Below are 12,264 nucleotides of genomic sequence, written 5' to 3' on the forward strand. Positions count from 1 at the left end.
GGTTCCCGCCAATCCGTGGGTTATTGCGCAGCAATCAACGCTTCAACCTTGAGGATCTGCGCTTCGAGCGTCGCGCGATCCTTGCAACGCAGGTTGGCATGGCCAACCTTGCGTCCGGCCTTGAACGCCTTGGCATAGTGGTGCAGATGACAGTCATCGATGGCGATGACTTTTTCTACCGGCGGGACGACACCAATGAAATTGAGCATGGCGCTCTCGCCGACCTTGGCCGTCGACCCCAACGGCAAGCCTGCGACCGCCCGCAGGTGGTTTTCGAACTGGCTGCATTCGGCGCCTTCGGTGGTCCAGTGCCCGGAGTTGTGCACGCGAGGAGCGATTTCATTGGCCTTGAGGCCGCCGTCGACTTCAAAGAACTCGAACGCCATCACGCCAACGTAATCCAGTTGCTTCAACACCCGGCTGGAATAGTCTTCGGCCAGGGCCTGCAGCGGGTGATCGGTGCTGGCCACGGACAACTTGAGGATGCCGCTGTCGTGGGTGTTGTGCACCAACGGATAGAAGCGAGTTTCGCCATCACGGGCACGCACGGCGATCAGCGAGACTTCGCCAGTGAATGGCACGAAGCCTTCCAGCAGGCAGGCGACACTGCCCAGCTCGGCAAAGGTGCCCACCACGTCGGCGGCAGTACGCAGAACTTTCTGGCCCTTGCCGTCATAACCCAGGGTGCGGGTTTTCAATACGGCCGGCAGGCCGATACTGGCGACGGCCGCGTCCAGGTCCGCCTGGGACTGGATGTCGGCGAACGCGGGCGTTGGGATGCCCAGGTCCTTGAACATGCTTTTCTCGAACCAGCGGTCGCGCGCGATGCGCAAAGCTTCGGCGCTCGGGTACACCGGTACGAATTGCGACAGGAAGGCCACGGTTTCAGCCGGGACGCTTTCGAACTCGAAGGTCACCAGGTCAACTTCATCGGCCAATTGACGCAGGTGATCCGGGTCGCTGTAATCAGCCCGCAGGTGTTCACCCAGCGCAGCGGCACAAGCGTCTGGCGCAGGGTCCAGGAAAGCGAAGTTCATCCCCAGCGGGGTGCCCGCCAAGGCGAGCATACGGCCCAGTTGGCCGCCACCGATTACACCGATTTTCATCAATCAACAACCTCAGGCAATGCGTGGGTCTGGATTGTCCAGGACACTGTCAGTCTGCTCGTCGCGGAATTTTTTCAGCGCCACGTGGAACTGCGGATGCTTGGCGCCCAGGATACTGGCAGACAACAACGCAGCATTGATTGCGCCAGCCTTGCCGATCGCCAGGGTAGCCACCGGAATACCGGCAGGCATCTGCACGATGGACAACAGCGAATCCACGCCCGAGAGCATCGACGACTGCACCGGAACACCGAGTACCGGCAGGTGGGTCTTGGCCGCACACATGCCGGGCAGGTGGGCGGCGCCACCGGCACCAGCGATGATTACCTCGATGCCTCGGGCTTCTGCTTCATCGGCATACTGGAACAGCAAATCCGGCGTGCGGTGGGCGGAGACCACCTTCACTTCGTAGGGAATGCCGAGTTTTTCCAGCATATCGGCGGTGTGGCTAAGGGTGGACCAATCGGACTTGGAGCCCATGATCACGCCAACCAATGCACTCATCGTCGTGCCTCTTCTCTCTGGGCGCCCGCAGGCGCGTCAAAAAACAACAAGCCACGCGGGAAATCCGGCGTGGCTTGATGTACGAATTAAGGCCGGTTGGACCGGCCGAAGGCCGCGCAGTATACCGTAATGTGGCAGATAAACAGCCCCTTGAATGACCATCTGTCTTGCGGGGTAAGCCGGCGGTTTTATTGACCCTGTAGGAGCGAGGGTTGCGTCCTCAAGTGCCTTGTGCTGCGCCCCCTTCCAGCTTGCGCCACAACAACCGCACATTCGCCTTGCGTACCAACGCACAGCGATACAGGCGAATCTCCAGCGGCACATGCCATTGCGGCCCGCCGCACACCACCAGCTCGCCCCGGGCCAGTTCAGCGCGCACGCTCAACTGCGGCACCCAGGCAATGCCCAAACCTTCCAGGGCCATGCTCTTGAGACTGTCGGCCATGGCGGTTTCGTACACGGTGGTAAAACGCAGCGCCCGCTGGCGCAGCAGCAAATGCACCGAGCGCCCCAAAAAAGCCCCGGCGCTGTAGGCCAGCAACGGCACACTGCCCTCACCTTCCAGGTCGAACATCGGCTTGCCGTCCGCATCGGCGGCGCACACCGGAAGCATTTCAGTGTTGCCCAGGTGCAGCGACGGGAAGATTTCGGCGTCCATCTGCATCGCTGCGTCCGGGTCGTAGAACGCTAACATCAGATCGCAACCGCCTTCGCGCAGGGCGTGCACGGCGTCGCCGACGTTGGTGGCGACCAGGCGCGTGGCGATGTTCAGGCCCTCGTTGCGCAACTGGGCAATCCAACGCGGGAAAAAACCCAACGCCAGAGAGTGTGCAGCCGCCACTTGCATGACTTCGCCCTGCCCACCTTCCAGGTGATGCAAATGACGCAACACTTCACCGAGTTGTTCAACCACAGTGCGCGCCGTTACCAGAAATAGCTGCCCCGCCGCCGTCAATTCGACAGGCGTTCGCGAGCGGTTGACCAAGGTCAGCCCCAACGCCGATTCCAGGCTGCGAATGCGTCGACTGAACGCCGGCTGGGTGACGAAGCGCCGCTCTGCCGCCTGGGAGAAACTGCGGGTGGCGGCCAGGGCACTAAAGTCTTCCAGCCATTTGCTTTCAAGGTTCATCACATCCTCCCTGGGGTACGCACCATTTTGGCACACACGCCCGCCATGATAGCCGGGTCACACCGACATTATGCCGTTTCTGCATAGGCTAGTGTTTAACAGCATTGGCCCAAAAACTTCCACAAGCCTAGCATTCCCAGCGTTCCGGCCAGTTCCGGGTTTATATCGAGATGATTTCCGTCATGTCCTCCGCCGCATCATTCCGCACAGAAAAAGACTTGCTTGGCGTACTCGAAGTACCCGCTCAAGCGTATTACGGCATCCAGACCCTGCGAGCGGTGAACAACTTCCGCCTCTCGGGCGTTCCGATTTCGCATTACCCGAAACTGGTGGTCGGGCTGGCCATGGTCAAGCAGGCCGCCGCTGATGCCAACCACGAGTTGGGCCAACTCAGCGAAGCCAAGCATGCTGCCATCAGCGAAGCCTGTGCCCGCCTGATCCGCGGCGATTTCCACGAAGAGTTCGTGGTAGACATGATTCAAGGCGGCGCTGGCACTTCAACCAACATGAATGCCAACGAAGTCATCGCCAACATTGCGCTGGAGGCCATGGGCCACAACAAGGGCGAATACCAGTACCTGCACCCCAACAACGACGTGAACATGGCGCAGTCGACCAACGACGCCTACCCGACCGCGATCCGCCTGGGCCTGCTGCTGGGGCATGACGCGTTGCTGGCCAGCCTCGACAGCCTGATCCAGTCGTTCGCCGCCAAGGGTGAAGAATTCAACCACGTCCTGAAAATGGGCCGTACCCAGCTGCAAGACGCCGTGCCGATGACCCTCGGCCAGGAATTCCGTGCCTTCGCCACCACCCTGGGTGAAGACCTGGCGCGCCTGAAAACCCTGGCGCCAGAGCTGCTGACCGAAGTCAACCTGGGTGGCACCGCCATCGGTACCGGCATCAACGCCGACCCGCGCTACCAGGCCCTGGCCGTTTCGCGCCTGGCCATCATCAGTGGCCAGCCGCTGGTACCGGCTGCCGACTTGATCGAAGCCACCTCCGACATGGGTGCCTTCGTGTTGTTCTCCGGCATGCTCAAACGTACCGCGGTGAAGCTGTCGAAGATCTGCAATGACCTGCGCCTGCTGTCCAGCGGCCCACGCACCGGCATCAACGAGATAAACCTGCCGGCGCGCCAGCCAGGCAGCTCGATCATGCCAGGCAAGGTCAACCCGGTTATTCCGGAAGCCGTGAACCAAGTCGCGTTCCAGATCATCGGCAACGACCTGGCGCTGACCATCGCGGCCGAAGGCGGCCAATTGCAACTGAACGTGATGGAGCCGCTGATCGCGTTCAAGATCTTCGACTCGATCCGCCTGCTGCAACGCGCCATGGACATGCTGCGTGAGCACTGCATCGTCGGCATCACCGCCAACGAAGCGCGCTGCCGCGAACTGGTGGAGCACTCCATCGGCCTGGTCACCGCGCTGAACCCGTACATCGGCTATGAAAACGCCACCCGCATCGCCCGTGTCGCCCTTGAAAGCGGCCGTGGTGTGCTGGAACTGGTGCGCGAAGAAGGCTTGCTCGACGACGCTATGCTCGACGACATCCTGCGCCCGGAAAACATGATTGCCCCGCGCCTGGTGCCGTTGAAGGCCTAAGCGTTGTTGCATCGCTCACCAGGTTGAGGGACTAGACACCTCTCACCTTTTGAGGGCCTGAAGGCTCGTCCTTCAGGCCCTTTTTTTGCTTGTAGGAGCGAGCTTGCTCGCGAAAAACTACAAGGCACCGCGCGCATCCAGGAGGAACTCATCATCGTTAACGACCTTCGCGCCTACAAACCTTTAATCAGCCCGTGCAGACGGATCACGCTCTCATAGGTATAGTGCCGCCCCTCTTCGCATGCACGGTCGTCGGTAACGAGGCCCCACTCATGCGAACTCCGAACTAATAACAACCCGCGAATTGGAACCGGGACGAACACTCGCCCCACCTACAGTGCTGCCTGCAGCGCAGGGTGTAACTCGATGTTTCGGTCCGTCCTGCTTCTGCCATTAGAAAAATCAGCGAGGAACACTCCATGCTAGAAGTCATCAACGACTTCCTCTCAGGGAAAGTACTGATCGTGCTCATTGTCGGGCTCGGTGGTTACTTCACGATCCGCTCGCGTTTCGTTCAGTTTCGTCACTTCTTTCACATGTTCGCGGTATTCCGCGACAGCCTGAAAAGCAGCGCCGGCCAACTCAGTTCATTTCAGGCGCTGATGCTCAGCCTGGCCGGGCGCGTCGGTGCCGGTAACATCGCGGGCGTCGGCATTGCCGTAACGCTGGGTGGACCAGGCGCCGTGTTCTGGATGTGGGTCACTGCCCTGGTGGGCATGTCCTCAAGCTTTATCGAGTGCTCCCTCGGCCAACTCTACAAGCGCACAGACGCGGAAGGCACCTACCGTGGTGGCCCGGCCTATTACATCCAGCACGGCCTGCACAAGCGCTGGCTGGGGATGGTCATGGCGTTCCTGTTGCTGGTGACGTTCGGTTTTGCCTTCAACGGCCTGCAAGCCCATGCCGTGACGCACTCGCTCAACGACGCCTTTGGCCTCGACACCACTTACACCGGCCTGGCGCTGGCGGTGCTGCTGGGCCTGGTGTTTATCGGCGGGATCAAGCGCATCGCTTCGATTGCCGACCTGCTGGTGCCGGTCAAGACCCTGGTCTATATCGCGGTGACCCTCTACGTGATCGTGCTGCAATTCGACCACGTACCGGCCATGCTCGCGACCATCGTCAAGAGCGCTTTCGGCCTCGATCAAGCCTTCGGTGGCCTGGTAGGCAGCGCGATCATCATGGGCGTGAAACGCGGCGTGTTTGCCAACGAAGCCGGCTTGGGCAGCGCGCCAAACGTGGCGGCTGTGGCCTCGGTTGAACACCCGATTGCCCAGGGTGTGGTCCAGGCATTCAGCGTGTTCCTTGACACCTTCATCATCTGCACCTGCACCGCGCTGCTGATCCTGCTATCGGGCTTCTACACCCCGGGCTTCGAAGGCGACGGCATTGCCCTGACCCAGAACTCCCTGGCGGCCGTGGTCGGTGACTGGGGCCGGATGTTCATCTCGGTAGCCCTGGCGTTGTTCGTGTTCACCTCGATCATGTACAACTACTACCTCGGCGAGAGCAACCTGCGCTTTTTGGTGGGCAACAATCGCAAGGTGTTGATGGGTTACCGTGCACTGGTGCTGGTGCTGATCTTCTGGGGTTCCATCGAGAACCTGGGCACCGTGTTCGCCTTCGCTGACATCACCATGACCATGCTCGCGTTCGTCAACCTGTTCGCCCTGGCGTTCCTGTTCAAGATCGCCATGCGCATCCTCAACGACTACGATAACCAGCGTGCTGCCGGTATCAAGACACCGGTGTTCGATTCCAGCCAGTTCCCGGACCTGGACCTGGACCGCAAGGCCTGGCCAGCCACCCCGGTAAAATCGGCAACCGCTGTGCAGGCTACTGCTGAATCGATCGCTCCAGCGCAACGCTAAGAGCAGATGACACACCGTGTGGCCTTGGGCATGCTCTGGGCCACGCGGTGTTTTTCATTCAGGAGAATGTTCGATGTCCCCATCAAATAACGTCATGGTGCTCTACACCGGAGGCACCATCGGCATGCAGGCCAGTGCCAACGGCCTGGTCCCCGCTTCGGGTTTTGAAGCGCGAATGAGTGACTTCCTCTCCAGCCAGCCGCAACTCAACGTGCCCACCTGGCGTTTTCGCGAGATGTCTCCACTGATCGACAGCGCCAACATGACCCCGGCCTACTGGCAGCGCTTGCGCACTGCCGTGATCGAGGCGGTGGATGAAGGCTGCGACGCAGTGCTTGTCCTACATGGTACCGACACCCTGGCCTACAGCGCGGCCGCCATGAGCTTCCAACTGTTGGGCCTGCCGGCGCCAGTACTGTTCACCGGCTCCATGTTGCCGGCCGGCGTGCCCGACAGCGATGCCTGGGAAAACGTCAGTGGCGCGTTGGTCGCCCTCGGCGAAGGCCTGGCACCTGGTGTGCAGTTGTTCTTCCACGGCGCGCTGATGGCACCGACCCGCTGCGCGAAGATTCGCAGCTTTGGCCGGCATCCGTTTGCCGCGCTGCAGCGCAATGGCGGCGTGGCCAAGGCCGATCCGGTGCCCCAGGCCTTGAGTTATCGCCACGACAAAGGGCTCGCCAATGTCGGTGTACTGCCACTGGTACCGGGCATTAGCTCCGCGCAACTCGACGCTTTGATCAATAGCGGCATTCAAGCATTGGTGCTGGAGTGCTTCGGCAGCGGCACCGGGCCGAGCGATAACCCGGCGTTTCTCGCCAGCCTCAAGCAAGCCCGGGATCAGGGGATCGTGGTCGTGGCCATCACCCAATGCCATGAGGGCGGCGTGGAGCTGGATGTCTATGAAGCCGGTAGCCGCTTGCGTGGCGTTGGCGTGTTGTCGGGCGGCGGGATGACCCGTGAAGCAGCCTTCGGCAAGCTCAATGCATTGATCGGTGCCGGACTTGCAACCGACGAAGTCCGCCGACTAGTTGAGTTGGACCTGTGTGGTGAACTGAACTGATCGTCACCGGCTGCGGCATATAACTTGCTCGCTTCCAGCCAACCCTTGGCTGGAAGCCCCCATGCTTCACTCTCATCTCACCACCCTCAACGCCGTCTCCCTGGTACTCGACACTTTCAAGGCCGCAGGCGTACCCCACGAAGCACTGCTGGCTGGCAGCGGCATCTGCAGTGCCGACCTGAGCCGCGCCGACACGCGCATCACCACCAATCAGGAGATGCGCGTGTGCGCCAACGCCGTGGCCTTGCGCCGGGACATCGGCCTGGAACTGGGCCAGCGCATGCATGTGTCGTCCTACGGCATGCTCGGTTACGCACTGTTGACCAGTGCCACCTTCGGTGACGCTTTGCGCCTGGCGCTGCGCTACCCGGCGCTGTTGGGAACACTTTTTGAGTTAAGCCTGGTGGAAGATGGCCAACGTATCTGGTTCACCGCCGGCGATTATCGGGAGCCCCCGGCAATGGCCATATTCAATGTCGAGTTGTGCCTGGTCTCACTCAAGGTGATTTGCGACGACCTGCTCGGCCAAACCTTGCCACTGCTCGGTGCCCGTTTCGAGCACCCCGCGCCCGACTATCAGGCCCGCTATGCAGAACGCTTCGATTGTCCCTTGCAGTTTGAAGCAAGCACCAACGCCTTCGCTTTCGACCGGCGTTGGCTCGATCAGCCCTTACCCTTGGCCGACACCATCACCCATCGTGCCATGAGCGATCGCTGCCGCAAGCAGAACCTTGAGTTCACCGGCCGCCAAGCTTGGTTGGGACGGATACGCCTGTTGCTCGCGGCGCAATTGAGCATGGCCCCCGGCATCGATGGCTTGGCCGAACAGATGAATTGCTCGCCACGAACATTACGCCGACACCTGAATGACCTGGGTTGCAGCTATCAGGAGTTGCTGGACGAGCTACGCTTCGAACAGGCCAAGCAGTTGCTGGGCGAGGGGCAACTGCCGATCTATCGCATTGCCGAGCAATTGGGCTTCAGCGAAACCGCCAGCTTTCGACATGCGTTTGTACGCTGGAGCGGTGTAGCACCCAGTCAGTTCCGGCCATGATGCACCATGGGTGGACACACCCGCTTCATTGAGGGGCGAATAACGGACACACATGTTGGCCAGATTGATCCCCTTTTGGCCGCTCCTGCCATTCTCCAAAACCCTGCACGCCGCAACACTGCAAGGCATCCCAATCAGCTTGCGGAGAACAATAATATGCTGACGATCTACTCACACGATCATCATCTGCACCACGGCCGTTGCGAATTGATGGACGGGCAACTGATGCCCTGCTTCGAAATGCCCTCCCGCGCCGACCACGTGCTGCAACGGGTCAAGGACCGTGAGCTGGGCCCGGTGCAAGCACCCCAGGACTTTGGCCTGGCACCACTGCAGCGCATTCACTGCCACCAGTACCTGGATTTCTTCCAAGGCGCCTGGCAGCGCTGGGCCGAATATGGCCAGGAGGGCGACCTGCTGCCCTACACCTGGCCCGCCCGTACTTTGCGCCGTATCTTGCCCACCAGCCTGCATGGCCAACTGGGTTACTACAGCTTCGACGGCGGCGCGCCGATCACCGCCGGCACCTGGCAAGCGGCCTACAGCGCGGCTCAGGTGGCGCTGACCGCGCAGCAAGCCATTGAGCAAGGCGCAGACGCAGCCTTCGCCCTGTGCCGCCCACCGGGGCACCATGCCGCCAGCGATTTAATGGGTGGGTATTGCTATCTCAACAACGCCGCTATCGCCGCCCAGGCGTTTCTCGATCAGGGCCGCAAGAAGGTGGCGATCCTGGATGTGGATTACCATCACGGCAACGGCACCCAATCGATTTTCTATGAGCGCAGTGACGTGCTCTTCACCTCTGTCCACGGGCATCCCGAAGCAGAGTTTCCGTTTTTTCTCGGCTATGCCGATGAGCTCGGTGAAGGTGCTGGCGAAGGTTTCAACTTCAATTATCCACTGCCGGCCGGCTCAGGCTGGAATACCTGGAGCGCCGCGCTTGAGCAGGCCTGCAACGAGATCAAGGGCTACCAGGCCGACGTGATCGTCGTGTCCCTGGGCGTGGACACCTTCAAGGACGATCCCATCTCACAGTTCAAGCTCGATAGTCCGGATTACCTGGCCATGGGCCAACGCATCGCCCAACTGGGCAAACCGACGCTGTTCGTGATGGAAGGTGGCTACGCCGTGGAAGAAATCGGCATCAACGCCGTGAACGTTCTCGAAGGCTTTGAACACGAGAGGTCAGCGCAATGAACATGCTCAAGTCCCTGGTCCTGTGCGCCGCGCTCCTGGGTGGAGGCGTCCACGCCGAAGAAAAAACCCTGCGGGTCTACAACTGGTTCGACTACATCACCCCCAAAGCCCTGGAAGACTTCAAGGCCCAGAACCCGCAGATCAAACTGATCTACGACATCTTCGACACCAACGAAGCCCTGGAAGCCAAGCTGCTGACCGGCAATTCGGGTTACGACGTGGTGGTGCCATCCAACGTGTTCCTGGCCAAGCAGATCGAAGCCGGTGTGTTCCAGCCCCTGGACCGCAGCCAGTTACCGAACTGGAATCACCTCGATCCCAAACTGATGAAGTTGATCGAAGCCAACGACCCGGGCAACCAATACGCCGTGCCCTACATGTACGGCACCATCCTGATCGGTTTCAACCCCGACAAAGTCAAGGCCGCGCTGGGCGCCGACGCGCCAGTGGACAGCTGGGACCTGATCTTCAAGGAAGAGAACATCAGTAAGCTCAAGCAATGCGGTGTCGCACTGCTGGATTCGCCGTCGGAAATCCTGCCCCTGGCCTTGCAGCACCTGGGCCTGGACCCCAACAGCAGCGACCCCAAGGACTATACAAAAGCCGAAGCGCTGCTGATGAAGATCCGCCCCTACATCACCTACTTTCACTCCTCCAAATACATGGCCGATATCGCCAACGGTGACATCTGCGTAGCCGTTGGTTACTCCGGCAGTTTTTCCCAGGCTGCCAACCGGGCCAAAGAGGCGAAGAACGGCGTGACCGTGGACATGCGCCTGCCCAAAGAGGGCGCACCGATCTGGTTCGATATGCTTGCCATTCCCAAGGGCGCAAAAAATCCGCAGGACGCCTACACCTTCATCAATTACCTGCTGCAACCTCAAGTGATCGCGCCCATCAGTGATTTTGTCGGCTACCCCAACCCCAACAAGGACGCCACCGAACAGGTCGACCCGGGGATTCGCAACAACCCCAACCTGTACCCGACCGAAGCTGCCATGGCCACGCTGTACACCTTGAAACCGCTGGCCAGCAAGGCCGAGCGCGCCAGGACCCGGGCCTGGACCAAGATCAAGTCCGGGACCTGAGGATCGCTGCGTTAACGGGTCTGCCACGCCTTGCGCAAACGTAGCAATGCCTCGGTGATGGCGGCTTCAGGCACCGCCGCAAACCCCAGCACCAAGCCGGCGCGCTGATCCGGCGGGGTGCTGGAGTCCAGTAGCCAATAACTACTCAACCCGGTGACTTCGACCTCCACCGCCCGCGCCTGGGCCAGCAGTTCCTGCTCACGGGCCAGGCTGTCCACGGGCACGGTGAGGTGCAACCCAGCCGCCACATTGGGCAGGCTGCCCACTCCGGACAGGTCATCAGGCCAACCGGCCAGCAAGGCATTACGCCGACTCAACGCGGCGCGCCGCATGCGCCGGATATGCCGCTGGAAATGCCCCGCGGCCATAAATTCGGCCATCACCGCCTGAGTACTGACTTCCGAATGCCGGACATCCACAGCGCGGCGCCGGGTAAACGCTTCTACACATCCCGGCGGCAACACCAGGTAACCCAGGCGCAGCGCGGGAAAGGCCACCTTGCCAAACGTGCCGACGTATAGCACCCGCCCATTGCCGTCCAGCGCCGCCAACGGGGCCAGGGGCGCGCCGCTGTAGCGGTACTCGCCGTCGTAGTCATCCTCGATGATCCAACCGCCGCTGCGCTCGGCCCAGGCCAGCAATTCCAGGCGCCGGGCCAGGCTCATGACCACGCCTGTCGGGTATTGATGCGACGGCGTGACATAGGCCAGGCGGCAATCACTGAGTGCGTTGAGGGCCGTGCAGTCGATGCCGTCACTGTCCACCGCCACGCCGTGGAGTGTTGCGCCGGCAATCGCGAACGCATGCCCGGCCGCCCGGTAGCCTGGGTTTTCAATCGCCACCGTGTCCCCTGGCGCCACCAGCAACTGTGCACAAAGGCTTATTCCCTGCTGTGCGCCGCTGGTGATCACTATTTGTTCAGCGGTGCATTGCATGCCCCGTGAACTGCGCAAATAGGCCGCGATCAGGCTCCGCAGCCGCTCATCCCCTGCCGGATTGCCATAACACAGTTGTTGCAGGTCCGGCTTGCGCCAGAAAGCCGCGCTCAGCTTGGCCCAGACGTCGAACGGGAACAGGTCGAAGGCCGGTACGCCCACGCGAAACGCCCGTGGCGGGCCGGTGGGAGGCAACGGTAAATGGTTACTTTCCAACCGGGCAATAACCGGACTGTGGATAACTTTTCTGGATGAATCCCCAGGTAAATCCACTCGATTTGTGGATAAGGTTGGGGATAAGCCTGTTGAAAACCCTGTGGACAGTTTTGTGGATAGTTTTTTTACCGCGCCTTCGGTTGTCGGTAATTTCGCCACATACGTGCCATCGCCGACCCGGCCCTCAATGAAACCTTCGGCGAAGAGTTGATCGTAGGCCCTGACTACGCTGTTGCGGGAAATCGACAGGGCCGCCGCCAGGTCCCGGCTGGCCGGCAACCGCGTGCCACTGACCAGACGCCCGTCCAGCACCCGTTGACGCAAGGCCTGATACAACTGGCGTGTCAGCCCCAGACGCCGATCCAGCTCGATCCCGGCAGGGTTGAACGACAAGGGTGGCTCTAACGGCATGGCAAACACTCCGCGAATTGGACCTATGAAATGGACCAAAGATGGCTCTTACAACGAACCATTAGCCTGCCTAGGATGCAGGCATT

At 60.9% G+C, this 12,264-nt stretch carries 10 protein-coding genes; 6 read left to right on the top strand and 4 right to left on the bottom strand.

Annotation, left to right across the window (positions count from 1 at the left end):
* Window positions 1-20: 20 nt before the first annotated feature.
* From GIR22_RS00545 to GIR22_RS00555, 3 genes are all read right to left on the bottom strand, one after another.
* Window positions 21-1,106, bottom strand: coding sequence for a 5-(carboxyamino)imidazole ribonucleotide synthase (locus tag GIR22_RS00545; RefSeq protein WP_154741403.1), 1,086 nt, complete (start codon window positions 1,104-1,106; stop codon window positions 21-23).
* A gap of 12 nt (window positions 1,107-1,118) precedes the next feature.
* Complete coding sequence (purE, locus tag GIR22_RS00550) at window positions 1,119-1,610, bottom strand: 5-(carboxyamino)imidazole ribonucleotide mutase (protein WP_154741404.1); 492 nt, start codon at window positions 1,608-1,610, stop codon at window positions 1,119-1,121.
* A gap of 220 nt (window positions 1,611-1,830) precedes the next feature.
* Window positions 1,831-2,739 carry a LysR substrate-binding domain-containing protein gene (locus GIR22_RS00555; RefSeq protein WP_154741405.1) on the bottom strand — a complete coding sequence of 303 codons (909 nt, stop codon included), beginning with the start codon at window positions 2,737-2,739 and terminating at the stop codon, window positions 1,831-1,833.
* Between the two features lie 182 nt (window positions 2,740-2,921).
* Here GIR22_RS00555 and aspA point away from each other — a divergent pair, with 182 nt between their 5' ends.
* The 6 genes from aspA to GIR22_RS00585 all read left to right on the top strand — a co-directional run bounded on the left by aspA (window position 2,922) and on the right by GIR22_RS00585 (window position 10,616).
* Window positions 2,922-4,346: an aspartate ammonia-lyase gene (gene aspA / locus GIR22_RS00560; RefSeq protein ID WP_154741406.1), complete on the top strand. Its 1,425-nt coding sequence runs from the start codon at window positions 2,922-2,924 to the stop codon at window positions 4,344-4,346.
* Between the two features lie 419 nt (window positions 4,347-4,765).
* The gene (locus tag GIR22_RS00565) at window positions 4,766-6,217 is read left to right on the top strand and encodes an alanine/glycine:cation symporter family protein (RefSeq protein WP_154741407.1); all 1,452 of its coding nucleotides are present in this window, start codon (window positions 4,766-4,768) and stop codon (window positions 6,215-6,217) included.
* 73 nt (window positions 6,218-6,290) lie between these two features.
* On the top strand, window positions 6,291-7,277 hold the full coding sequence (locus GIR22_RS00570; protein WP_154741408.1) for an asparaginase: 987 nt from the start codon (window positions 6,291-6,293) through the stop codon (window positions 7,275-7,277).
* A gap of 61 nt (window positions 7,278-7,338) precedes the next feature.
* Window positions 7,339-8,331: an AraC family transcriptional regulator gene (locus GIR22_RS00575; RefSeq protein WP_154741409.1), complete on the top strand. Its 993-nt coding sequence runs from the start codon at window positions 7,339-7,341 to the stop codon at window positions 8,329-8,331.
* A 156-nt stretch (window positions 8,332-8,487) separates the two neighbouring features.
* On the top strand, window positions 8,488-9,528 hold the full coding sequence (locus tag GIR22_RS00580; protein WP_154741410.1) for a histone deacetylase family protein: 1,041 nt from the start codon (window positions 8,488-8,490) through the stop codon (window positions 9,526-9,528).
* Window positions 9,525-10,616 carry a polyamine ABC transporter substrate-binding protein gene (locus tag GIR22_RS00585; protein ID WP_154741411.1) on the top strand — a complete coding sequence of 364 codons (1,092 nt, stop codon included), beginning with the start codon at window positions 9,525-9,527 and terminating at the stop codon, window positions 10,614-10,616. The genes GIR22_RS00580 and GIR22_RS00585 overlap by 4 nt, the downstream gene beginning before the upstream one ends.
* A gap of 11 nt (window positions 10,617-10,627) precedes the next feature.
* Here GIR22_RS00585 and pdxR read toward each other — a convergent pair whose 3' ends face one another.
* Window positions 10,628-12,178: a MocR-like pyridoxine biosynthesis transcription factor PdxR gene (gene pdxR, locus GIR22_RS00590; protein ID WP_154741412.1), complete on the bottom strand. Its 1,551-nt coding sequence runs from the start codon at window positions 12,176-12,178 to the stop codon at window positions 10,628-10,630.
* Between the last annotated feature and the right edge of the window lie 86 nt (window positions 12,179-12,264).

Origin of the sequence: Pseudomonas karstica, from assembly GCF_009707515.1 — a bacterium.
GTDB classification, from domain to species: Bacteria; Pseudomonadota; Gammaproteobacteria; order Pseudomonadales; family Pseudomonadaceae; genus Aquipseudomonas; species Aquipseudomonas karstica.

What these genes read in the sequence shown, in the direction of transcription:
- GIR22_RS00545 (WP_154741403.1), bottom strand. Translation starts at nt 1,106, where the DNA reads ATGAAAATCGGTGTAATCGGTGGCGGCCAACTGGGCCGTATGCTCGCC.
- purE (WP_154741404.1), bottom strand. Translation starts at nt 1,610, where the DNA reads ATGAGTGCATTGGTTGGCGTGATCATGGGCTCCAAGTCCGATTGGTCC.
- GIR22_RS00555 (WP_154741405.1), bottom strand. Translation starts at nt 2,739, where the DNA reads ATGAACCTTGAAAGCAAATGGCTGGAAGACTTTAGTGCCCTGGCCGCC.
- aspA (WP_154741406.1), top strand. Translation starts at nt 2,922, where the DNA reads ATGTCCTCCGCCGCATCATTCCGCACAGAAAAAGACTTGCTTGGCGTA.
- GIR22_RS00565 (WP_154741407.1), top strand. Translation starts at nt 4,766, where the DNA reads ATGCTAGAAGTCATCAACGACTTCCTCTCAGGGAAAGTACTGATCGTG.
- GIR22_RS00570 (WP_154741408.1), top strand. Translation starts at nt 6,291, where the DNA reads ATGTCCCCATCAAATAACGTCATGGTGCTCTACACCGGAGGCACCATC.
- GIR22_RS00575 (WP_154741409.1), top strand. Translation starts at nt 7,339, where the DNA reads ATGCTTCACTCTCATCTCACCACCCTCAACGCCGTCTCCCTGGTACTC.
- GIR22_RS00580 (WP_154741410.1), top strand. Translation starts at nt 8,488, where the DNA reads ATGCTGACGATCTACTCACACGATCATCATCTGCACCACGGCCGTTGC.
- GIR22_RS00585 (WP_154741411.1), top strand. Translation starts at nt 9,525, where the DNA reads ATGAACATGCTCAAGTCCCTGGTCCTGTGCGCCGCGCTCCTGGGTGGA.
- pdxR (WP_154741412.1), bottom strand. Translation starts at nt 12,178, where the DNA reads ATGCCGTTAGAGCCACCCTTGTCGTTCAACCCTGCCGGGATCGAGCTG.